General features: G+C 55.3%; 20 protein-coding genes. 7 read left to right on the forward strand and 13 right to left on the reverse strand.

All coding sequences use genetic code 11. The features are described 5' to 3' along the window. Nucleotides 1–901: calcium-binding protein (locus C8N36_RS21805; protein ID WP_281269719.1), on the reverse strand; the 901-nt coding region annotated here is incomplete at its 3' end. 279 nt (nucleotides 902–1180) lie between these two features. Between C8N36_RS21805 and glf the strand changes: the two genes are divergently transcribed. The 4 genes from glf to C8N36_RS21825 all read left to right on the forward strand — a co-directional run bounded on the left by glf (nucleotide 1181) and on the right by C8N36_RS21825 (nucleotide 3976). Then, entirely contained in the window at nucleotides 1181–2284 is a 1104-nt protein-coding gene (glf, locus tag C8N36_RS21810) for a UDP-galactopyranose mutase (protein WP_110767979.1), read from the forward strand. A gap of 110 nt (nucleotides 2285–2394) precedes the next feature. After that, on the forward strand, nucleotides 2395–3459 hold the full coding sequence (locus tag C8N36_RS21815) for a DUF2793 domain-containing protein (protein WP_110767981.1): 1065 nt from the start codon (nucleotides 2395–2397) through the stop codon (nucleotides 3457–3459). A gap of 17 nt (nucleotides 3460–3476) precedes the next feature. Further along, nucleotides 3477–3788 (forward strand): hypothetical protein, encoded by a 312-nt coding sequence (locus C8N36_RS21820; RefSeq protein ID WP_245911025.1) that lies wholly within the window; start codon nucleotides 3477–3479, stop codon nucleotides 3786–3788. A gap of 2 nt (nucleotides 3789–3790) precedes the next feature. Continuing rightward, the gene (locus tag C8N36_RS21825) at nucleotides 3791–3976 is read left to right on the forward strand and encodes a hypothetical protein (protein WP_110767983.1); all 186 of its coding nucleotides are present in this window, start codon (nucleotides 3791–3793) and stop codon (nucleotides 3974–3976) included. Nucleotides 3977–4036: 60 nt separating this feature from the next. Here C8N36_RS21825 and C8N36_RS21830 read toward each other — a convergent pair whose 3' ends face one another. From C8N36_RS21830 to C8N36_RS21865, 9 genes are all read right to left on the reverse strand, one after another. Next, nucleotides 4037–5476, reverse strand: coding sequence for a mannose-1-phosphate guanylyltransferase/mannose-6-phosphate isomerase (locus C8N36_RS21830; protein ID WP_110767985.1), 1440 nt, complete (start codon nucleotides 5474–5476; stop codon nucleotides 4037–4039). After that, nucleotides 5473–5607, reverse strand: coding sequence for a hypothetical protein (locus C8N36_RS24715; protein WP_281269720.1), 135 nt, complete (start codon nucleotides 5605–5607; stop codon nucleotides 5473–5475). Before C8N36_RS24715 ends, C8N36_RS21830 begins: the two co-directional genes overlap by 4 nt. A 26-nt stretch (nucleotides 5608–5633) precedes the next feature. Further along, nucleotides 5634–6608 carry a GDP-L-fucose synthase gene (gene fcl, locus C8N36_RS21835; RefSeq protein ID WP_110767988.1) on the reverse strand — a complete coding sequence of 325 codons (975 nt, stop codon included), beginning with the start codon at nucleotides 6606–6608 and terminating at the stop codon, nucleotides 5634–5636. Nucleotides 6609–6622: 14 nt separating this feature from the next. Next, a complete protein-coding gene (locus C8N36_RS21840) occupies nucleotides 6623–7312 on the reverse strand; it encodes a hypothetical protein (protein WP_110767990.1) in 690 nt (229 codons plus the stop codon). 58 nt (nucleotides 7313–7370) lie between these two features. Further along, complete coding sequence (gene gmd, locus C8N36_RS21845; protein WP_110767992.1) at nucleotides 7371–8492, reverse strand: GDP-mannose 4,6-dehydratase; 1122 nt, start codon at nucleotides 8490–8492, stop codon at nucleotides 7371–7373. A 75-nt stretch (nucleotides 8493–8567) separates the two neighbouring features. Then, complete coding sequence (locus C8N36_RS21850; protein ID WP_170125950.1) at nucleotides 8568–9740, reverse strand: polysaccharide pyruvyl transferase family protein; 1173 nt, start codon at nucleotides 9738–9740, stop codon at nucleotides 8568–8570. A gap of 71 nt (nucleotides 9741–9811) precedes the next feature. Next, entirely contained in the window at nucleotides 9812–10999 is a 1188-nt protein-coding gene (locus C8N36_RS21855) for a glycosyltransferase (RefSeq protein WP_110767996.1), read from the reverse strand. After that, complete coding sequence (locus tag C8N36_RS21860) at nucleotides 10996–11946, reverse strand: glycosyltransferase (protein ID WP_110767998.1); 951 nt, start codon at nucleotides 11944–11946, stop codon at nucleotides 10996–10998. The genes C8N36_RS21855 and C8N36_RS21860 overlap by 4 nt, the downstream gene beginning before the upstream one ends. After that, nucleotides 11936–13498, reverse strand: a complete 1563-nt coding sequence (locus C8N36_RS21865; protein ID WP_146227687.1) for a hypothetical protein — start codon at nucleotides 13496–13498, stop codon at nucleotides 11936–11938. Before C8N36_RS21865 ends, C8N36_RS21860 begins: the two co-directional genes overlap by 11 nt. Before the next feature lie 459 nt (nucleotides 13499–13957). Here C8N36_RS21865 and C8N36_RS21870 point away from each other — a divergent pair, with 459 nt between their 5' ends. Further along, nucleotides 13958–15367: a coiled-coil domain-containing protein gene (locus C8N36_RS21870; protein WP_110768002.1), complete on the forward strand. Its 1410-nt coding sequence runs from the start codon at nucleotides 13958–13960 to the stop codon at nucleotides 15365–15367. After that, on the forward strand, nucleotides 15364–16299 hold the full coding sequence (locus C8N36_RS21875) for a sulfotransferase (protein WP_110768004.1): 936 nt from the start codon (nucleotides 15364–15366) through the stop codon (nucleotides 16297–16299). The genes C8N36_RS21870 and C8N36_RS21875 overlap by 4 nt, the downstream gene beginning before the upstream one ends. 38 nt (nucleotides 16300–16337) lie before the next feature. On the opposite strand, the gene C8N36_RS21880 is transcribed toward C8N36_RS21875, so the two are convergent. Then, nucleotides 16338–17237: an O-fucosyltransferase family protein gene (locus tag C8N36_RS21880; RefSeq protein ID WP_110768006.1), complete on the reverse strand. Its 900-nt coding sequence runs from the start codon at nucleotides 17235–17237 to the stop codon at nucleotides 16338–16340. Next, nucleotides 17234–17893 carry a hypothetical protein gene (locus C8N36_RS21885; RefSeq protein ID WP_110768009.1) on the reverse strand — a complete coding sequence of 220 codons (660 nt, stop codon included), beginning with the start codon at nucleotides 17891–17893 and terminating at the stop codon, nucleotides 17234–17236. The genes C8N36_RS21880 and C8N36_RS21885 overlap by 4 nt, the downstream gene beginning before the upstream one ends. 163 nt (nucleotides 17894–18056) lie before the next feature. On the opposite strand from C8N36_RS21885, the gene C8N36_RS21890 reads away from it, so the two are divergent. Next, nucleotides 18057–18632 (forward strand): hypothetical protein, encoded by a 576-nt coding sequence (locus tag C8N36_RS21890; protein WP_110768011.1) that lies wholly within the window; start codon nucleotides 18057–18059, stop codon nucleotides 18630–18632. Between the two features lie 4 nt (nucleotides 18633–18636). Here C8N36_RS21890 and C8N36_RS21895 read toward each other — a convergent pair whose 3' ends face one another. Next, nucleotides 18637–19638 (reverse strand): hypothetical protein, encoded by a 1002-nt coding sequence (locus C8N36_RS21895; RefSeq protein WP_146227689.1) that lies wholly within the window; start codon nucleotides 19636–19638, stop codon nucleotides 18637–18639. Nucleotides 19639–19871: the final 233 nt, after the last annotated feature.

The following is a 19871-nucleotide window of genomic DNA, read 5'->3' on the forward strand; positions in this document are numbered from 1 at the left end:
GCGCATCAGCTCCGGTTTCTGCGCGCAAAGAGTCATTGCCGTCCTCGCCGAAGAGAACATCATCCCCGGCCCCGCCATTGCCCGAGTCGTTGCCAACCCCGCCATAATACGTGTCATTGCCGTCCTGACCGCCAAAGGTGTCATTGCCCGCGCCGCCATAGCCCAGATCGTTGCCCGATCCGCCCCACATACCATCGTCACCTGTGTTGCCATACAGGCTATCATGACCCGAATAGCCCCCCATCATGTCATTTTCCGCGCCGCCGTTCATAACGTCATTGCCGCCGCCGCCCCAGATCAGGTCTTCTCCGGCCTCGCCGTTCAACGTGTCGGCATCGCCGCCGCCGCCCAAAGTGTCGTCGCCGGTACCGCCCCACAGGACATCCAGACCTGAGGACCCCCAGATCTCGTCATCGCCGTCATCGCCTTGCAACAGGTCATTGCCTGCGCCGCCGCCCATAAGATCATCTCCGGTGCCACCGATATGCGTGTCGTGGCCGTCTCCGCCCCAGATTTCGTCATGTCCCCCCTGACCTTGGAGCAAATCATTGCCGCCGTTGCCAAACAGATGGTCGCCGCCACCGCCGCCATTTAGCGTGTCATTGCCCTGATTGCCTTCGATGGTATCCGGCAAATTGGCCCCCTGAAGCAGGCTGTGACTGTTGCCGCCCACAAGGGTGACCCCCGGCGCAGCTGGCAAAATCTGAACACGAGAGGCCTGATCAGAAAACAGGTCGGGCGGCGCATAGGCGGCTTCGGAATATTGGAGAGGGTCTTCAACGCTTACGGTAACGGGTGCCAAAAGATCCACAAAATGAGGAGTTGGCTCGGCTGGCAAAGTGTCGTCCACAGGGCCGCGCCGCCACAAGCTGCTGAATATGGATGCTATCTGCGAGAACATGTTTCATCTCCAAAGTGTTCGAAGCTGAAATTGCCCAAACGGCGGGGCTGCAACCGGATCAAAATCGGGCAAAACGTGGTCTCTTCGAGAGAATTTACATCAAAGCCGGTGTCATTCCTTGCCTGCTGGGGGGGCCGGATGTCGGTCCGGTTTACGCAGGTCCTTTTCCAGTCTGGCATCCCTAACTGCGAGGACCCGCTCAAGGTGAAAGGCATAGGTTGTCCCTGCCCGTACCTGCGCCTAGAATAGCGACAAAAATGGGCAGGCGGATCAGTTATAATGAAGATACTTATTGTTGGTGCCGGTCTGTCTGGTGCTGTCATGGCCCGCCAGTTGGCCCAAGCCGGACATCACATCACCGTGCTCGAAAGCCGGTCGCATATTGCGGGCAATTGCCATACCGAACGCTGCCCTGACACCGGCGTTCTGGTGCATGTTTACGGTCCGCACATCTTTCACACCGGCGACGCGGGTGTTTGGGATTATGTGACAAAGTTTGCCCGTTTTGTCCCCTATCGCCATCAGGTGCGCGCCACGGCGCAAGGCCAAGTCTATACGCTGCCGATCAATCTGCACACCATCAACCAGTTCTTTGGCAAAACCTTTGACCCGGCTCAGGCGCGGGCCTTTATCGAAGACACCCAAGCGCGCCGCGAGATCACCGATCCGCAAAGCTTTGAGGAGCAAGCGCTGCGCATGGTGGGCCCGGCGCTCTATGAGGCGTTTTTGGCCGGATATACCGAAAAGCAATGGGGCTGCTCACCAGCGGATTTGCCCGCGGCGATCCTCAAACGCCTGCCGATGCGGTTTGATTATAACGACAACTATTTTGCCCATCCGTTCCAAGGTATGCCCGAACAGGGCTATACACCGATGGTGGCGGCGATTCTGGATCATCCCGGCATCGATGTACATCTGAACACGCCTTATACGGCGCAGGCGGCGGCCAAGGCAGATCATCTGATCTGGACCGGGCCGCTGGATGGATATTTTGACGCCAAATTGGGGCGTCTGGGTTACCGCACGCTGGATTTTGACCGCTTTACGGTACAAGGCGATTACCAAGGCTGCGCAGTCATGAACTATCCGGACCGCGACCTACCCTATACCCGTATCACCGAGCACAAACATTTTGCCCCTTGGGAAACCCATGAGGCCAGCGTGCTATACCGCGAAACGCCCCGTGCCTGCGGCGTCGAGGATACCCCCTATTATCCGATCCGCCTGCTCAACGACAAAGCCTTGCTGTCAGAATATGAAGCCTTGGCAGCGGCAGAAACCGGCGTAACCTTCCTTGGGCGGCTCGGCACCTATCGCTACCTTGATATGGATGTCACCATTCGCGAAGCCTTGGATGCGGCCGCGGGGTTCACCCCCGCCTAAAAGGCCCGAAGTAAACCCGCGTCAAGCAGGGCACCGAACGGCGGGTTCGGAGATTGGCAAGAGTTTCGGTCAAAATTGGCGATCACCCAATTTGACCGGAGGCCCCGTCCATGCCCGATACTTCGGCGCGCTTGTCGCTGCCCTATCTTTTGCCCGCTCAGGCGCAAAAACACGTCACCCACAACGAAGCCCTTGCCCGCTTGGATCTGTTGGTTCAACTCGCGGTCGAAGGCTTTGGCGTCAATGCGCCGCCGCCCCTGCCCACAGCAGGCCAGATTTGGGCCCTGGGGGCCGCTGCCACAGGCGGCTGGATCAGCCAGCCCGAAGGCACACTGGCCGCTTGGGACGGCACTGCCTGGGTCTTTGTCCCCCCGCAAGAGGGGTATCTGGCGCTTGATAAAACCAGTGGTGCAGTGATGCGTTGGACCGGCAGCAGCTGGGATCGTACCGCGCCGCCCGATCTGGATCATCTGGACGGCCTTGGTGTGAACACGGCACATGACGCCGTGAACCGCTTGGCCGTCGCCTCTGACGCCAGCTTGCTAAGCCATGATGGTGCCGGCCATCAGGTAAAGATCAACAAAGCCGCCAGCGGCGATACCGCCAGCCTCTTGTTTCAAACCGATTGGTCTGGTCGGGCGGAAATGGGCACCTCGGGCAGCGACGGGTTTGCGATTAAAACCAGCGCCGATGGCAGTGCCTGGACCACAGCCCTTGCCTTTGATCCGGCAACTGGGATCGCGACAGGTGCGGCGGTTCAACAAAGCGCCAGCGACACCACCCCGGGGCGCCTCGCACGGGTTGATCACACCTATGGCCCCGAAAATCTGATCGGCACGGTGTCCCAATCAGGTGGAACGCCCACCGGCGCGGTGATCGAATCCGCCAGCAATGCCAATGGCCATTACACCCGTTTTGCTGATGGGACGCAGGTGTGTTGGTATTCCGACTTTTCGACCGTTTCCAATGCGGCCGCCGTCTGGACCTTTCCCGCTGTGTTTGCCTCGGACGATGTCGCGGTGGTGGCCAGTGCAAATATTTCTGGTGCGGCGCGGCTGATTTCGGTTTCCGACCAAACCGCAAGCACAGTTGATGTGCGCTCATGGGTTGCGGCCTCGGGTTCCGAGGCCGTCTCGCCCAACGCCCATGTTATCGCCTATGGCCGTTGGTTTTGATGCAAAGGGCTGAGAATATGATGACGCTGCATTTTTCACCAATACGCAGCAACGACACCCTGATTTTGGAACGTCAGGGTGACATTTTGATCGCCAATGGCGAGGCTTTTGATTTCAGCCCTCTGGCTGAGGGTCAAAGCCTGCCAGCGCAGGCCGTGGCATCGCCGTGGTTTGTCGGGCCGGTGTCGCGGCGCGGCGGTGTGCTTGAGCTGACAGTGCTTTTACCACATGGGGCCAATGCCCCCCACGCGCAGCGATCTCCGCAACCGATTGGCTTGACATGTGATGGGCTGGTCGCCCTGCCCGCCGCCCCTGCATTGGAGACCTGAACATGAGCAATATTGATTTTTCCCGCGCCATCCCGGTTGGGGCAGATGCCAAAGCCCGTCGCCTCGACGAGGCTCGCATCTGTCTGAAAGCCACCGACTGGTATGTCATTCGTCAGGTCGAGACCGGCTCCCCCGTGCCCGAAGACATCGCCAAAGCGCGCCGCGAAGCCCGCGCGGCCCTGTCTTAGCAGGGACATAGAAAAGAGAGAGGCGGCGCAAATCGACGCTGCCTCTCTTTTGAAAGCTATTTAGCCCTTGGCACCCTGACCGCGCGAATAGACATCCTCATAGCGGATGATGTCGTCTTCGCCCAAATAGGATCCCGTTTGCACTTCGATCAGCACCATCGGTACTTTGCCGGGGTTTTCCATACGGTGCACTGCACCCAATGGGATATAGACCGATTGATTTTCCGTCACGAGCTTGACGTCCGTGTCCACAGTGACCTTGGCGGTGCCCTCAACCACAATCCAGTGTTCGGACCGGTGATGATGGCTTTGTAAGGACAGCGCTGCACCAGGGTGCACATGGATACGCTTCACCTGAAAACGCGATCCAACCACGAGGCTTTCGAACCAACCCCAAGGGCGGTAATCGCGCGGCAGGGTTTCGGCCTGCACAGCCCCCTTCGCCTTCAGCGCGGCAACGGCTTTTTTCACGTCTTGCGCGCGATCTTTATGCGCAACAAGAACCGCATCCGGCATGGCCACTGCGATCACATCTTCCAGACCAATGCCAACCAGTTCCTGATGTTCGGCCTCAGCGCGCAACATCGTGTTACGGCATTCAATCGACGTGGCCGGCCCGGAGGTCACAACACCCTCAGCGTCTGGTCCGGCTTCACGCCAAACCGCATCCCAACCGCCTAAATCGGACCAGCTGCCGCCAAAGGGCACAACGGTCAGATTGTCGGCTTTCTCCATCACCGCATAATCAATCGAGATGTCATCTGCTTGCCCCCAAGGCGCGGGTGCCAGACGGGTAAAGCCAAGGTCGCTCTCGGCACCCTCGACCGCGGCCCGAACGGCTGCCAGCATGTCCGGGGCAAAGGCTTCGAATGCGGCCAAAATCGCCGTGGTCGAGAACAAGAAAATGCCCGCATTCCACAGATGTTGCCCGCCGTCCAACATGACCTGAGCCGTGGCGCTGTCGGGTTTTTCAACAAAGGCTTGCAGGGGCTGCGGCACCGGTGCGAAATCACCGGTCGCGGCTTGCGACATCTCAAGCCAGCCATAGCCGGTCTCGGCGCGGTCGGGACGAATGCCGAATGTGACCAACTGGCCGGCCTGCGCGGCTGCGGTTGCCGCCTGCACCGTATCGCGGAATTGTGCGGCATCGGGGATGACGTGATCGGACGGGGCCACCAGCATCAACGCGCCAGGGCTTTGCGCCTCAAGCATCAGGGCGCCGGCCAAAATTGCCGGTGCCGTGTTGCGCCCTTCGGGTTCGATCAGCGTTGCGGCCGCGCCCAGTTCCACAGCGGCCAGTTGTTCGGTCACGATAAAGCGGAAATCAGATCCGGTGACCACAATTGGCGCGGCAAATCCGTCGCCAGCCAAACGCTTGGCTGATGCTTGGAACAGGCTGTCGTCGCCAGTTAGCTGGGTGAATTGTTTGGGATAACTTTTGCGCGACAACGGCCAAAGGCGCGTGCCGGAACCACCGCATAAAAGAAGGGGAGTAATCATCGCGATACCTCTTGAATTAATTTACCGGCCTCACCGGGCAGGCTTGGAAGTTCTAAATTGATCGGGTTACTCATCTGCGCGACATAACTGGCAAAACGGGTTTTGTAACTAGAATAGAGTTCTTCCATCATTCCAACCATCCCGCCGCATACCGCACTCAGGCTGAACGCAAATCGCTGCTATCTTGCTTTAAAAACCACTGATACGTCTCCTCAACGCCGGTCTCTAGTCCGATCGAGGCCCTCCACCCCATATCGGCCAAACGCCCCACATCCATGAGCTTTTTCATCGTACCATCCGGCTTGCTCGGGTCGGTGCTAATGGTGCCTTTGAAACCGGTGACCTGCGCCACCAACTGTGCCAATTCCAAGATCGAAATATCCGTGCCTGAACCAACATTGATATGGCTCAGCATTTCTTGGGTATTGGCAGCATAGATGTCCTTGGGCAGATCGGCCACAAACAGGCTTGCCTCAGCCATGTCATCGACATGCAGGAATTCGCGGCGCGGATTGCCAGATCCCCAGATCATCACATCTTCCAGACCATCGCGGGCCGCTTCGTGGAACCGGCGAATCAGCGCAGGCAGAACATGGGAGTTTTCGGGATGGAAATTATCACCCGGCCCATACAAGTTTGTCGGCATAACCGACCGATAATCAACGCCATACTGGCGGTTATAACTCTCGCACAGTTTGATCCCTGCGATTTTGGCCACGGCATAGGGTTCATTTGTCGCCTCAAGTGTGCCGGTCAACAATGCGTCTTCGCGCATCGGCTGTGGCACGGCCTTGGGATAAATACACGATGAACCCAGTTGCAACAGGCGTTGAACATCCGCCGCATAGGCCTGATGGATGACATTGCATTCAATCATCAGGTTTTCATAGATGAACTGGGCCGGATAGGTGTTATTGGCCATAATGCCGCCCACTTTGGCAGCGGCCAGAATGACCTGATCGGGCTTTTCGGCCTGCATGAAGTCAGCCACAGCCACCTGATTGGTCAGGTCCAGCTCTGATGAGGTGCGGGTGATCATTGTGATCGCCTCGCCCGCAGCTTTGCGGGCTTCAAGCCGGCGCAAAATCGCACCCCCAACCATGCCGCGATGACCTGCTATATAAATTTTCATGCGTTTCACCTATTTTAAATGGCTTGGGCCGCTACACGATCATATAAATCTTGGACCTCGGTGTGGTCCGCTAAAAATCCAGCAATGGAAGCCCGACGTTCCAGTTTGACTTTTTCCCGATCTTTATTGGGCGCGCCAATACGCAGGGCATAGGAATCGCCATGTGTTCCACGCGCGCGCCCTTCCGCAAGGGCATGGGCCCGCACACCATCCGCCTTGAGATCGGACGACAGGGGAATTGAAGCCCCCGTCGCGGTGTTCACCAACTCAACAACCTTATTGAAATCACCAACAACGGTCGAAAAATCCACAATGGTCGGCACCGGATCCATGTGCAGGATTGCATTGTAAAAGTTGAAATAGCGCTGCGCTGAAAACTCAACCGATTTCCCAGAGAAAATCGTATAAGACAGAATTGCATCTTCCGGACGGCGGATCAGTGCAATAATCGGCCGGTCGAGTTTACGCCCGATCAAGATGTTTTCTATCACATGCGTATGGTGCGCGATTTTCAACCGTTTGTCTGACCCTTCTTGCAGAATAGACAACATATCGATTGTGAAAGTGTTCCCGCTGCGCGGGAACCCTTCGATAACAATATCAGTATCCGCTGCACAAACGATGTTACGAGGAACCTTGACCAAAGTATCCTGCAGGTCTGCAAGCGATTTGCCCCACAAATTTGATAGACCTCGTTTTTTCATGTGTCCTACTTTTCTCTAATTTCGCGCACCACGGATACGGTTTCACGCCTTTTACGCTCTACCCGTTTTCGACGCTGACCGGCAGATCCATGTCGTGCGCTTTTAGCAAGGCGTGGCGTTTGGCGGCTTTGAGATCGTCGCGGACCATTTCGGCGCACATCTCTTGCGTGGTGATTTCCGGCACCCAGCCCAAGACCTCTTTGGCCTTTGTAGGGTCGCCAAGCAGGGTTTCCACCTCGGCCGGGCGGAAATAGCGCGGATCGATGCGCAAGACCACATCGCCAACCTTCAGCGACGGGGCATTGTCACCGGTGACGCTGGCCACGGTTGCGATCTCATCAACACCGGTGCCGGTGAACTCCAGCTCGACGCCCAGTTCACGCGCCGACCAAGTGATGAATTCGCGCACGCTATATTGAACGCCGGTGGCGATGACAAAATCCTCGGCCACATCCTGTTGCAGCATCATCCACTGCATGCGCACATAGTCTTTGGCATGGCCCCAATCGCGCAGCGCATCGATGTTGCCCATGTACAGACACTCTTCGAGACCTTGGGCAATATTGGCCAAACCGCGGGTGATTTTGCGGGTCACAAAGGTTTCGCCGCGGCGCGGGCTTTCGTGGTTAAACAAAATGCCGTTGCAAGCATACATGCCATAGGCTTCGCGGTAGTTCACCGTGATCCAATAGGCGTACATTTTCGCCACCGCATAGGGGCTGCGCGGGTGGAACGGGGTGGTTTCACGCTGCGGGATTTCCTGCACCAAACCATAAAGCTCCGAGGTCGAGGCCTGATAGAAACGGGTCTTTTTCTCAAGGCCCAGAAACCGGATCGCTTCGAGCAGGCGCAAGGTGCCCATGGCGTCGACATCAGCCGTGTATTCAGGCGCTTCAAAACTGACCGCAACATGGCTTTGCGCGCCAAGGTTATACACCTCGTCGGGCTGCACTTCGGAGATGATCCGCGTCAGGTTCGAGCTGTCCGTCAAATCGCCGTAATGCAGCTTGAAGTTGGCATTGTCCGTGTGTGGATCTTCGTAAATGTGATCCACACGCTGGGTATTGAACGAAGAGGCCCGGCGCTTGATGCCATGCACTTCATAGCCTTTGGCCAACAAAAACTCAGCCAAATAGGAACCGTCTTGACCTGTTATACCAGTAATGAGTGCTTTTTTCATATGTCTTGTACCCTATGATACTTTTGGAGAAGGGGTTTGGTGAACAGCTTTTCTAAACCCGCGTAGCAAATTAAATTATCGTCCAGCGACACCAAGGATCGAAGGATGGGCTTCAATCTCATTGGCTTGCAGGTAGTCACACATGACGTTTGCAAGGCCGCGCCGTTTTTTGTCGTAGTCTTGCATCTTCTCGGCGATGATCTCGAGAATACCCAAAGGCGACTTTGCATGATTATCTGCGAAATCTTCGGCCGACACCTGCGGAATACCCATGATGTTTGCAAGGCCTGACGTGCGGGAGTCATGGCTGATAAGAACAGAAGGAACACCGGCCTGAAGCGGCACCATGTTGCCGTGGATGCGCATCCCGTAGGACAGATCGCACGTGCGCGCGAAATCCATCCAGGATTCAATCGACGAAAAGTAAATGACCTTGGACCGCAAGACCCTCCGCAACCGTTCGACAGACTCGCCGAAAGGATTGTTCTTCAGATATGAAGCCGGGATCTCGCGTGTTTCGCGCATCGTAAATGGCAACAAGGTGGGCGATTGAACAATGTAGAACGCAGGTGATGTTTCAAGCAGGCGCAGCTTTGCCTGCAAAACGCGTCCAGAAGCAGGGTTCCCGCCCGAAAACTCACAAATCGCGGCGCGGACCCCTTGCCAGGATTGAACCCGACCCAACAGCTCTTGTGCTGTTGCAGAGATATTCATCCCGAGATCGGGGTTGCCGTTAATGAAATTGGATGGGCATCCGGTCACAACCGTATTGGTGATGCCAAATTTTTCCAACGTGTTCTGGGTTGTTTCGTCCCGAACACTCAAAAGATTGCACCGCTCTGCCAGAACTTTGGCCAAGCGCTGGGTGTTGGGGCCCAAATTCGCAAAGCTCACGCCGCTTTGGGCTTGGACACCCAAACCAAAGCATACAGTCGAGGCATCTGTTGCTTCAAAAGCCGCGGCGCGATTAAAGTTAGCCGCCTCATCCGCATCCGAAGTGCCCAACCAGTTGGCACAAGAAACAATAACGCTGTCCACTTTGTTTTCACGCGCAGCGTTCAGATAGGCCGGATACCGCGTGACCGTGTATGACAGCAGGTCTTTGATGATAAAGCGCAGCGCATGACGGAAAGCAAAGTTGCCAATGTTGACACCAGAGGCCGACATAATATCCGCTGAAGAAAACGTATAAGATGAAACCGCACTTGTTCGATCTAGCACAGGTAGGTCAAGGTAGTACTTTGTCATCAATTCAGCTTTCCATAGGATATTCGTGGGATAAGTGTCAGCCGTAATCGTGGGGCCAACTTTGTGGGACGCTACTTTACTGGTATGTCTTCTAGGATAGAAAAGTAACTGGAGCATGCAGCGGAAGGCGCATGTGCGGCGCGGATATCTTCGACGGCTCTGTTTCGGTGTTCGGGAGACCTATCATTTAAAGCGTCCAAAGTCGCCGTCATAAAGCTGGTTACGGTATAGTCCGTTGCAACTTTTCCATAGTCGAAAGCCCGTACAAACTCTTCGCATCCATGACCCGGGCCCACAACGGGCATACAGCCGTAGCTGCCAGCCTCGACCAGGATGTTTGGCCAGTTGTCTTCCAAGGACGCTGTGATCATGACGTTGGTTTTACTCATGATGGATGCCAATGCGTCATGGTCTGTGATGCGCCCGTGAAAGACATGCCGAACCCCGGTCGCCGCAAGAAAGGCTTTCATCTCGGGCGCTGCAGTGCCGACGACATCAACCATAAACCGTTCACCCATCTGAGTCAGTTTGGCCAAAACCTCCAGGGCGAAGCGCATGTTTTTACGGCCTTCATACAGGCTGTCCGCAATCAGCAGAATGCGCTTGTCAAAAGCACGGGTCCCGTCAAAATCATGTGACGGCTGATAGGCATTGCGCAGGACATGCGCACGGTCTGCGCTGATGATACCGCTTTGCACTGCTGTGTCGCGGACAAATGCGCTCGGGGCTGCCAAATGCACATTCGGTTGCGCAAAAATCGACTTCTTCATCTGATAGTTCTCGGCAATTATATGCTGAGAACACCGTGCAGTGTCGACCTGCGGACAGGCCAGACATCCTGTTCCAAGCTGCGTGCAGGTGGCCGGATAGTGGCACCCGCCAGTGACATAGTAAAAGTCATGCATCATAAACAGCATCGGCTGCCTGCGCATCGCGAGTTCCAGAAGTTCGCTGTTATTTATGAGAAAACTGGCCCAATGGACATTGACCAAGTCGTATTCGGCCAACATGTCCACCAGCCAACCCCGATTGTAGCCAGGGTTTTCGACCGTAAAATGCGTGTCACTGATTGTGTGGTTCGACACACTGTCCGCAATGCTGATCGAGTTTGAAACCGCCTCTCCGAGAACGGCAATATCAATGAAATCCGCAGTGTTTTCACCCGATGCATTGATCGCATCCGCCATCCGCCGCGCCGCGATCCCCGCACCACCGCCACCAGCGCTCGACATAATGGCAATTCTCTTTGCCATGGTCATGCGGTGGCCTCGATGTCTTGCTCAAGCAAAAGCTCCCGGTTGCGCGCAACCTCGGCCTGCAGCGCAGCCAGTTTCCGTCCGGAGAGTGTCTCCGCCAAGCTTGACGAAGGGGCCGTATCCTCTTTTTCGGACAGCTCATTAAAGAGCTGGACCAAAATATCCAATGTGGCGCGGGATTCTTTCATCCCGCCATGTGCAGCTTGTACAAGCGCCAACTCGGTGATCGATTCAGCCCGTTTTTCGCGGGTCTTACAGGCCTCGTGGTATACGCTGTAGGCGATGTCGACAGGGATGTGCAGAAATTTGAATTTCGATGCCATCCCAAGGAAAAGATCCGCATCCATGGCATAGTGCATGTGCACCTTACATGGACCCGACGCCGCCCAAGCCTCCCGCCTGAAAAACACACTGGGCTGGATCAAGTGATGGGCTGCGTAATCAAGAAGATATTCAAACGTCAGTTTTTCATCCGAGAATTGAAAGTGCCGGATCGGTTTGAAGTCAATCTCGGTCATAAATGCGTCACCCACCACGACGTGTATGTCCGGGTTATCCCGATAGGCACGCCGCACCTGCACCAACACATTTGGCAAAATAATATCATCACCATTGAGCCAATACAGGATGGGCTGCGTCGCGTGTTCATACCCCTTGTTGATGGCATCGGACTGACCTTTGTCCTTCTCCATCACCACTGTGCTGAAAATCTCGCGGTAGTGCTCGACGATGTCAGCCGTGTCATCCGTGCTTCCACCATCCATGAGGATCAATTCGACACCGCTCAGATCGTTGCACATCAAGCTTCGGAGGGTCTTTTCCAAAAAGGCCCCAGAATTATAGATCGGAATAACAATAGAAACGCCCGGAAGATCGGCTTCTGCTTTGTCCAAAACGAAGTCGGTTTCCCATGGAAGGATAGCACTTGGGCTCTTAGGACTAAGCAGCATTCTTGAGCTCCCCTGTAACAAATTCTTTGACTAAAGTGACTAATGCCCGCTCGCTCTCGTTTTCACAAGACAGGGCCAGAAAATCCATCAATTTATGGTTGAACACCTCATAGGTCGACAGTTCAATCGCGAACAGCTTTGCGATTTCGAACCGGCGCATCGGCCAATCCTCGGTTGTATTTTTGCGAATAATGCGCACGGCCTCGGCATGCATATTTCCAGCTGGATAAGTTGAGGTCAGATTGGAGCTGCCCTCTGACCGGAGTTGAATAAACATAACCAAAATCAGTAGCACGTGGCCGAACGCCCGGAGCATTTCACTGGGCGGTAACTCTTCGAGAACATTTGATATGTCCAGATCGGGACGCTCGTGCACAAAGGACAAGAGCCCCAGAACCTTATCCCGACCAAGCACGTGAATTATTGTGGGCGCGCGCGTCTCAAGCTGCCGGAAAACCGCTTCGCAGATCTCGGGCAAGGGCCGATCGTGGGGCCGCGCCGCCAGATCCGCGGGCAGGCAGTGGGCCATGTTTTCACTACAGGTCGCCACGATATTGCTGTGCATTTCAGACGCGGCCAGAATGTGATCTTTGCCGATACCAAACCCCATGGCTTGCATAGCAGTGAGGTAATGCGCGAATTCTTCAACATCAGAATATGTTTGCTGATGTTTTTCATGCAGTAAAAAACCACTGTCCAAAAATGTTCCTTTGAACGAGGTCTTGAGAAGGGCTCCCATGAAAAAGTCCCAGCCAACAATGCCAAAGCACATCCGCTCGCTCGCCTTGTAGAGCCGGGCCGCCGCGAGCACATCATGCAGTGCATCATATCCCAGATAAAACGCGTCCAGACCTTGGCGGTATGGCGCGGAAGACGCCGGAACAAAATAGTCCAGCTTCTGAACATCCTGACGGGTCAGCCCAACAGCAGGGGCCACATTTTGCCAGGTTTCCAGAAAAACAGTATCGTTTACAGCTGGGTAAAGGTCGGAATTGACCAACAAAAGACCCCGGTCAAAACGTACTGCACACAATTCAATCACAGACAAAATTCGCGGCATCGGTTTGCCGTGCAAAGCCAGGCCCGTTTGTTCATCATCAATTTCAATTATTTGATGATCAAGGATGCCCAAGGCTTTGAGCGCGCCCACCTCGGAGTGGTGGTTTACAGTATAGATTTCAAAACCCAATGCACTCCACTTGTCAAAACAAAGCTTTTGCATTTCGGTCCGCTTGAACGGGTTAACCGACGTCACCACAATGGGCAATTTTACCTGAGGCTGCGGCGGTTTCAAAACCGCGCCGGCCTTGTACTCCAATCCTGCGGGTGATGATCCATAAGCTAATAAAATCAGCTCTTTGTATCGCCCCAGCAGTCCTTCCAGCTTTTCCGAACCGACGGCCTGTTGCGTCATCGGAGCGAGACTGCTTTCAATCTCTTCCAGCGTGTCAACCGCGCCTGAGGATACCCGCAAATATAAGCCTAGAAGTTGCCCTTGGATATCAGCATACAAAACGTTTTCCAATGCCATCACCATTTGTGTATCTGTCACTTAGTTTAATCTGTCGCAGGTAACTTTTGAGAGCGACTGAGCGCCAAAATCCCTCAAGAACCCGATGTTCTTCGCCTATTTTCTTACGAAAAATGATGCCCTTGGTAGGGGTAACACAAGCATTTCCGGACCTAGTATACCGAAACCAATAGTAGCGCAAGATTGGCAAAAGTACTTGGATGACCACGCCCTTGGGGGTACAGGTGAATGACAATCAAACAAGGGTCTCTACCTCTAAAAGCGGTGAAACACTCAAAAAAATGGCGCTTGGGTAACTTCAAGACAGTCCGGCCACCACACACTCGCGATTGGCCGCCTAGATGGGATAACGATCGGGCGCGATTTCCTCTAAGGGCCTTTGCCCCGTTCTAGGGCGGCTTGTAGGAATTTCGCCAGCTGCGTAAAAGCACTAGGGCTTGGCGGGAAACGCTGAAGTTGAGAACAAATTAGGAATTATTCATGTTTGAACACTCACCGGACGCACAACATGGAACTCTTGTTGCGATCGGAGCGTCTCTGAAGGACCTTCAATTCATAGCCCAAACCAAGCAATTTCAAAACACGCTGGTTGTCCAGGCCGAACAGCGCCTCTTTATTGAGCTAGAAGACCACTTTAGAGGCAACCCGGATGTACAGCTTGTCCGGGCAGCGGTGTCAAAACAAAATGGCACTGAACAGCTGCACCTATATAATTTTCCCGGGTTACACAGCATCCATCCCCCTTCCCCACAACTGCACGCACTGATGCCGGGGCTGCGGGTTCGAAGCACCCAAACTGTGCAGGTGCTGACCCCTGCCGAGGTTTTGGAACGTTGCAAGGATCTTGCACCGGTGCGCAGCGTTTGGGTGCAGGCTTACGGTTCCGAGTTACCGATACTGGACGCGCTGGAAGCGTCCCCCGCTTTTGACACGATGGAGCAGCTTTATCTACGCAGCAGCGTAGAGCCCATGTTCGATCTCGGGTCCGACGCTGCGACTTTGACAGCCCGGGCAGAAAATCTGGATTTCGTTCTGGAGCGCTCCGACACCGGTGATGCCGATTGGATTCTTCAAGATTTCAGAAAGGATCGCAGAGCGCGCGAGCTCAGATCGCTTAGATCTGTTCTGACCGACGTTCAGGAGACAATTTCCCAAACACGGGAAATGATTGCGACGCGCGACGATCAGATCGAAGCATTGCAAACCCAACTGGTCGATAGCCAAACCACTTTGGCCGGCTCAGCACAGATGGCTGAGGAACGCAGCGCGCAAATCCAGACATTGCAAACCCAACTTGCCGATAGCCAAACCACTTTGGCCAGCTCAGCACAGATGGCTGAGGAACGCGGCGAGCAAATCCAGACATTACAAACCCAACTTGCCGAAACCCAAGCCGCGCTGACCAGCACCGCACAGATGGCTGAGGACCACGGCGAGCAGGTCCAAACGTTACAAACCCAACTTGCCGAAAACCAAACCGCTCTGGCCAGTACGGAACAGATGGCTAAGGAACGCGGTGCGCAAATCCAGACATTGCAAGCCGAACTTACCGAGACCCAAACCACTGCCCAAGCGGCCGCACAAAAAGCCCAGTCCAATCTGGAGCTAGCCCTGCGCAGTCAAGTGATGGTGCAGTCGGATCTGCGCGCCTTGCAGGTCAAATTCCATGACGCTGAAAAGATACGGCAAACACAGCAAGAGCTGTTGGGAAAGCTGGCCCCGCGCCTGCGTCAGGCCATGGAGCAATTGCGAGAGCTGACGCCATCGCAGGACGGCACACAGAATGTTTCCATTGCACTGGAAAGCCTGCTTTCAGAGGATGCCGAAAAAATCGAAGCAGGCAGCGCGCCTCGGAACACCCCGAAGCAGCCTGCAGGGGAAGGTGCATGACAGGCTCCTCATCGGTCCAAGACCTGCTCCGCACACTCGAAAATACTGAAGATCTAATCAAGGACTATGCCGGAGAAGCCACCGATCTTCTTTCGCTGCCAAGTCTGCTCCAGCAATGTGAGGCCCTCGCAGCGCAAAAGCCGGAGCCAATACGTTCGATCCATCATTTTGCCTGCTCTGGCGGCACTTTGATCAGCAAACTATTGGCCACAATGCCCAATGTGACACTGCTGAGCGAAATTGATCCCCTCAGCCCAGACCAAATGGTTCTCGGTGCATTGACCGCGCCACGCTTCCAACCCACGGATGTTCTGTATGCCGCGCGGTTTGCCACCCGGCCGATTGATCCGGACGCTATCGCAGTTGTTTTCAAAGCGTCGGTGAAGGCCTTGCACTCGGAAGTTTGCGCACGTGGCGGCTCTCTTGTCCTGCGCGACCACGCACATTCGCAATTTTGCTCGCACACCCAATCAGACCAACGCCCGACGTTACGCAAGCTTTTGCAAGACATCGGCGACGTCAAATCCGTCACTACGGTGCGCCATCCGTTGGATTCCTTCCTATCCCTGAGCGGGAATGGCTGGCATCATTTTCAGCCCTTTACGCTGGAAGAGTATGCAAAGCGCTATGAAACGTTTCTGAGCCACTATAGCGACGTGCCAACCTTCCGATACGAAGATTTCATCGCCGCGCCCGAGCAGGTTCTACAGCAAATTTGCGAAACACTGGATCTTCCCTTTGAGGGGGGGACAGAGATCTTTCTACCGCTCTTGAACATGTCCGGAGACAGTGGCCGGTCTTCGGATAAGATAGAGGTTCGGCCCCGCCGAGACGTGCCCGAAAATATCAGACGTCAGGCAGAAAACTGCCCCGCATATGAACGGCTCTGCGCCGCTCTGGGGTATTCCCCGAGCGTTGATAAGACCCCCTAGCTCCGTTCCCCAGTGATCGCCCCGATTCCGGAGCCGCGTCAGAAATCTTTGCCACTTTGTTCAACGGGGCGGCCAGGATAGGCCAATCTTTGAGCGACATCGGAAAACGAACTCCAATTGCTGGCCAAAAGCCGCTTGGCTTCGGTCAAAAGCAGCAAGTCCGCCAGTGCATATTGCAATTGACGGGCCGATCGATCGTATAACTGGCGCGGCAGATAGGCCACCCGGTCGCCATAACGCGCCTGAAACCGGTCATAGGTGCCGGGCAAATCGGCGGCCAGAAACACGGTTTCGATCTCTCCGGTCGCGATCAGCGCATCAAGCCGGGCCTCAAACACCTCAGGCTGGCTTTTGGCGCGCCAGTGCAGCATCTCTGTATGGCGGTCTTCGGGCCAGTTTTCGGGGGATTCATAACTAAGGTGATCAAACGCCGGACCCGTGGCCATGCGGATATGCAAGGCAACATCATTGGGATGACGTACCGTATTGACCAGATCTTGTACCGGCGCTGCGGCAATCAAACCGCGTAAAAACCGTTGTTCCACATCAAAATTCGCATGAGGACTGACCAGCGTGTAAGCGCTGCGCACATAGACATCTCCGGCCGGATCCGGTGATTGCGCCAAGACTGGTTCTTCGAAAACCGCTCCCGGCTCGATCTCCATATAATTATAAACCCGGTCAGAAAAGCGGCGACACAGATCTGCCGTGTCATCGGTGATGACCGGACCCGGATAGTCCAAAAGGTCACTGATATCGCATTGGCAATGATGATCGGGGCGCCAGATCACCACCAGTTCCCGGCCTGTGGCCTCGGCGATGGCTGCGCCCGAGGCCATGGCCCGCAACCGGTTGCACAGCCCATGCTGCGCTTCAAGAAACAACCGCGGACGGGGTGCCGCTTCTAGCTGCGGGATGGCGGCAAAGGCAGGGCTCATTGCGCATCCCCGGTGTCATCAAACCCCTGATCGCGCATTCTATCCAAAAGTGCCGCTGCCAAAACGGCCTCGCGGGCTTGGGCCATCTGCGCGGCTTGCACTCTGGTGCGATATTCCGCTTGCCTCCCTGCCCGCGCCAACCCCGTTTCCAGATGTGCCTTTGCTGCAGTCTCGGCCAATTCTGTCAGGTTCGCATGTGCCAACTCAATCATGCTTAAGGATAACCCCTGCGCAGTTTCAATCCCTGATCCGGCCCTATCCGATGATGTTTCGAACCTCTCATCCCAAGCGCGGGCCAGACTGTGCCATTCAGGGGCACTGTTCAAAAGCGCGTCGGCAAACAAAAACGACAGCGCTCCAAGGGTTTTATCCTCCGGCTGTTGCGCCAAGACGGGTAACAAGACCACTGGCTGATCTGGCTCTAGTGCGGCAAGATCCCAAGTGGTCTGACATCCCCAATCGGCTAAAGCCTGCGCCGGAGCAGCCCCGGCTCGCAGCCTTGCCGCAAGCCCATCTCGCGAACGCCACATCGTCACGCGCATCTTTGACAGGACCGTCTGCCCCGCCGCCCCGAACAGATCAGGCAGATTATCAACAGGTCGATCCACGCGCAAAACAGACAGGCTATTGCTCTTGGGTGCAGGGTCAACAGTCACTCGGCCCAGTCTCCTTTGATTTGGCCCTAAAGATCACACTGCACAAGGACCGTCTAGCCATCCCCCCCGCCCTCTCGACAATTAGACCCGGTTTACGGCATAGAAATATCAAAGCGCCCATCGCGCACATTTTATACGACCAGCCAACAGGAACTTGCCCCACGTGACTCATCCCATCGAACTGAACACAGCGCGGACCGTACAGGACATGCGGCTAGACAATGATCCAAAACACACAAATTCCGAGGTCACGTTGGCCTCTGGCGTTTATTTCAGCTGGGATGCGGACGGCGGCGATGTCACTCTGGATCTGTTGCCCAAGCAAGATGTTCTGTTCGCAGCAAAAGTCACCGTGCAGCGAAAGCCCGGCTGGCTGTCGTTTAACCTGTCATTGCGCGAAGGCAGCCTTGAGGCTGGCGATATATTGGGCCTGGTGCTGGATTTCGAAGGCTGCGCCGGGGAAACCCTACCTTTGTTCATCCGTAGCGCCCGAAGCAGCGGAATGAATGACACCTACCTGCAAGAGCCGCTTCAAGGGCAAAGCAGCCGGGCTGTGCAAACGCTGTTGCACACCGTCCACGGCGATTCCGCGCTATGTGGCCCGTCGGGGTTCCATACTTTGGTCTTCAACCTGCCCATGCGCGATTTCGACTTTGTCCTACACGATTTGCGGTTATTTGTGCTCCCCGCGGCGCGATGCTTGGATCTTGGCCCGCCACGTTTGGGCAAGCCCGTATAGCCGGTTAGGTCTTATCAATGCGGCGACGTGTGGCACGCATAGGCCCGGTGACTTTCCAAGAGCGTGACGCATACACCGAGGCTAGCTCTTCAGACTGCCTGTCGCGTTCAGCGCGCAGGCTTCCTGCGGCATCTTCGGCTGCGTTCATACGGTCAAGTAAAACGGCCCCCAACACAGATTCCCGATAGTTTTGCTGTTCACGATGCAGTTCCGCATCTTGCTGCAATCCCTTTCGTGAGACCGTCAACATCTGCTTTTCCTGGCTCACAGTTTCCAACTGATCGAAAAGATCTCGGAGCACGCCGCGCAAAGAATTTCTCTCGGCTTGCACAGCCTGATGTGCACGCTGCGCCTGATCCGACATCTTGATTTTATCGCGCAGTTCGTCAATTTCGGTCTGCTGCCGGCCAATTGTTGCCTGATCTGTATTATGCCCTTCAATCGCTTGCTCAATTGCAGACAGCGAGAAGCGGCGAATTTTTTGGGAGGCCGGCAACATCGTTTCCAGTTCATCCACAAGATCAGCGGCCCCAGCTTCCACCAGCGCCGAAGCGAGAATGCGCCAATGTGCCGAGGGAGCTGTCCAGGTCAATGACGCTGCTTCCGGTGACTTTATCTTCTGATTTAGACCCAGCCGCTCTGTCAGGAAATTCAAAGCCTCCTGCGGTGCAGCAACAACCGCTCCAAAGTCCAAAACAGCAATGCGCCGCCGGTCCTTACGAAAGACCTTCAAAATGTCTTCGGCATGGCTGCGCCATTCGTTTAAAGCAATATCCGGGGCTTGGCCTGCCGCCAGTTTAACTGCCAAACAATCAATTGGCGCGAACATTAGGGCAATGACTGTTGTCGCCGGCTCAACTTTGGCCGCCAGCAGAAAATCATCGTGGCGTGTCATTTTGCAGTCTGGCAACGCCTCTTCAAGGAATTGGAAAATGTCCCTAGAGGTATTTTCGCCTTCAGGAAGCACAACCAAAAGCTGTTGCGCCTCTTGTAAACTACCCATCATGTTTGATTTTTCCATTGCCCAGTCGATCCATTACTACAAGCCGGCGCGCCTAGCATACCGAACAGTTGCGTACTGAAACCATAAACCTCCAAGGGCGTCCAGCACCCAGTGCGAATTTTACCGCGGAACGACAACGCCCAAGAAACATGACGGCCAGCGGCGCTGGCCATGCATGTCATCCGTGTTGGAAAAAGCACTGTTTCCGGGATAACCTGAGGCACTGCGCGCGCGAC

It is taken from the genome of Pelagimonas varians, assembly GCF_003208435.1.
GTDB lineage: Bacteria > Pseudomonadota > Alphaproteobacteria > Rhodobacterales > Rhodobacteraceae > Pelagimonas > Pelagimonas varians.

What these genes read in the sequence shown, in the direction of transcription:
- glf (WP_110767979.1), top strand. Translation starts at nt 1,181, where the DNA reads ATGAAGATACTTATTGTTGGTGCCGGTCTGTCTGGTGCTGTCATGGCC.
- C8N36_RS21815 (WP_110767981.1), top strand. Translation starts at nt 2,395, where the DNA reads ATGCCCGATACTTCGGCGCGCTTGTCGCTGCCCTATCTTTTGCCCGCT.
- C8N36_RS21820 (WP_245911025.1), top strand. Translation starts at nt 3,477, where the DNA reads ATGATGACGCTGCATTTTTCACCAATACGCAGCAACGACACCCTGATT.
- C8N36_RS21825 (WP_110767983.1), top strand. Translation starts at nt 3,791, where the DNA reads ATGAGCAATATTGATTTTTCCCGCGCCATCCCGGTTGGGGCAGATGCC.
- C8N36_RS21830 (WP_110767985.1), bottom strand. Translation starts at nt 5,476, where the DNA reads ATGATTACTCCCCTTCTTTTATGCGGTGGTTCCGGCACGCGCCTTTGG.
- C8N36_RS24715 (WP_281269720.1), bottom strand. Translation starts at nt 5,607, where the DNA reads ATGATGGAAGAACTCTATTCTAGTTACAAAACCCGTTTTGCCAGTTAT.
- fcl (WP_110767988.1), bottom strand. Translation starts at nt 6,608, where the DNA reads ATGAAAATTTATATAGCAGGTCATCGCGGCATGGTTGGGGGTGCGATT.
- C8N36_RS21840 (WP_110767990.1), bottom strand. Translation starts at nt 7,312, where the DNA reads ATGAAAAAACGAGGTCTATCAAATTTGTGGGGCAAATCGCTTGCAGAC.
- gmd (WP_110767992.1), bottom strand. Translation starts at nt 8,492, where the DNA reads ATGAAAAAAGCACTCATTACTGGTATAACAGGTCAAGACGGTTCCTAT.
- C8N36_RS21850 (WP_170125950.1), bottom strand. Translation starts at nt 9,740, where the DNA reads ATGACAAAGTACTACCTTGACCTACCTGTGCTAGATCGAACAAGTGCG.
- C8N36_RS21855 (WP_110767996.1), bottom strand. Translation starts at nt 10,999, where the DNA reads ATGACCATGGCAAAGAGAATTGCCATTATGTCGAGCGCTGGTGGCGGT.
- C8N36_RS21860 (WP_110767998.1), bottom strand. Translation starts at nt 11,946, where the DNA reads ATGCTGCTTAGTCCTAAGAGCCCAAGTGCTATCCTTCCATGGGAAACC.
- C8N36_RS21870 (WP_110768002.1), top strand. Translation starts at nt 13,958, where the DNA reads ATGTTTGAACACTCACCGGACGCACAACATGGAACTCTTGTTGCGATC.
- C8N36_RS21875 (WP_110768004.1), top strand. Translation starts at nt 15,364, where the DNA reads ATGACAGGCTCCTCATCGGTCCAAGACCTGCTCCGCACACTCGAAAAT.
- C8N36_RS21880 (WP_110768006.1), bottom strand. Translation starts at nt 17,237, where the DNA reads ATGAGCCCTGCCTTTGCCGCCATCCCGCAGCTAGAAGCGGCACCCCGT.
- C8N36_RS21895 (WP_146227689.1), bottom strand. Translation starts at nt 19,638, where the DNA reads ATGATGGGTAGTTTACAAGAGGCGCAACAGCTTTTGGTTGTGCTTCCT.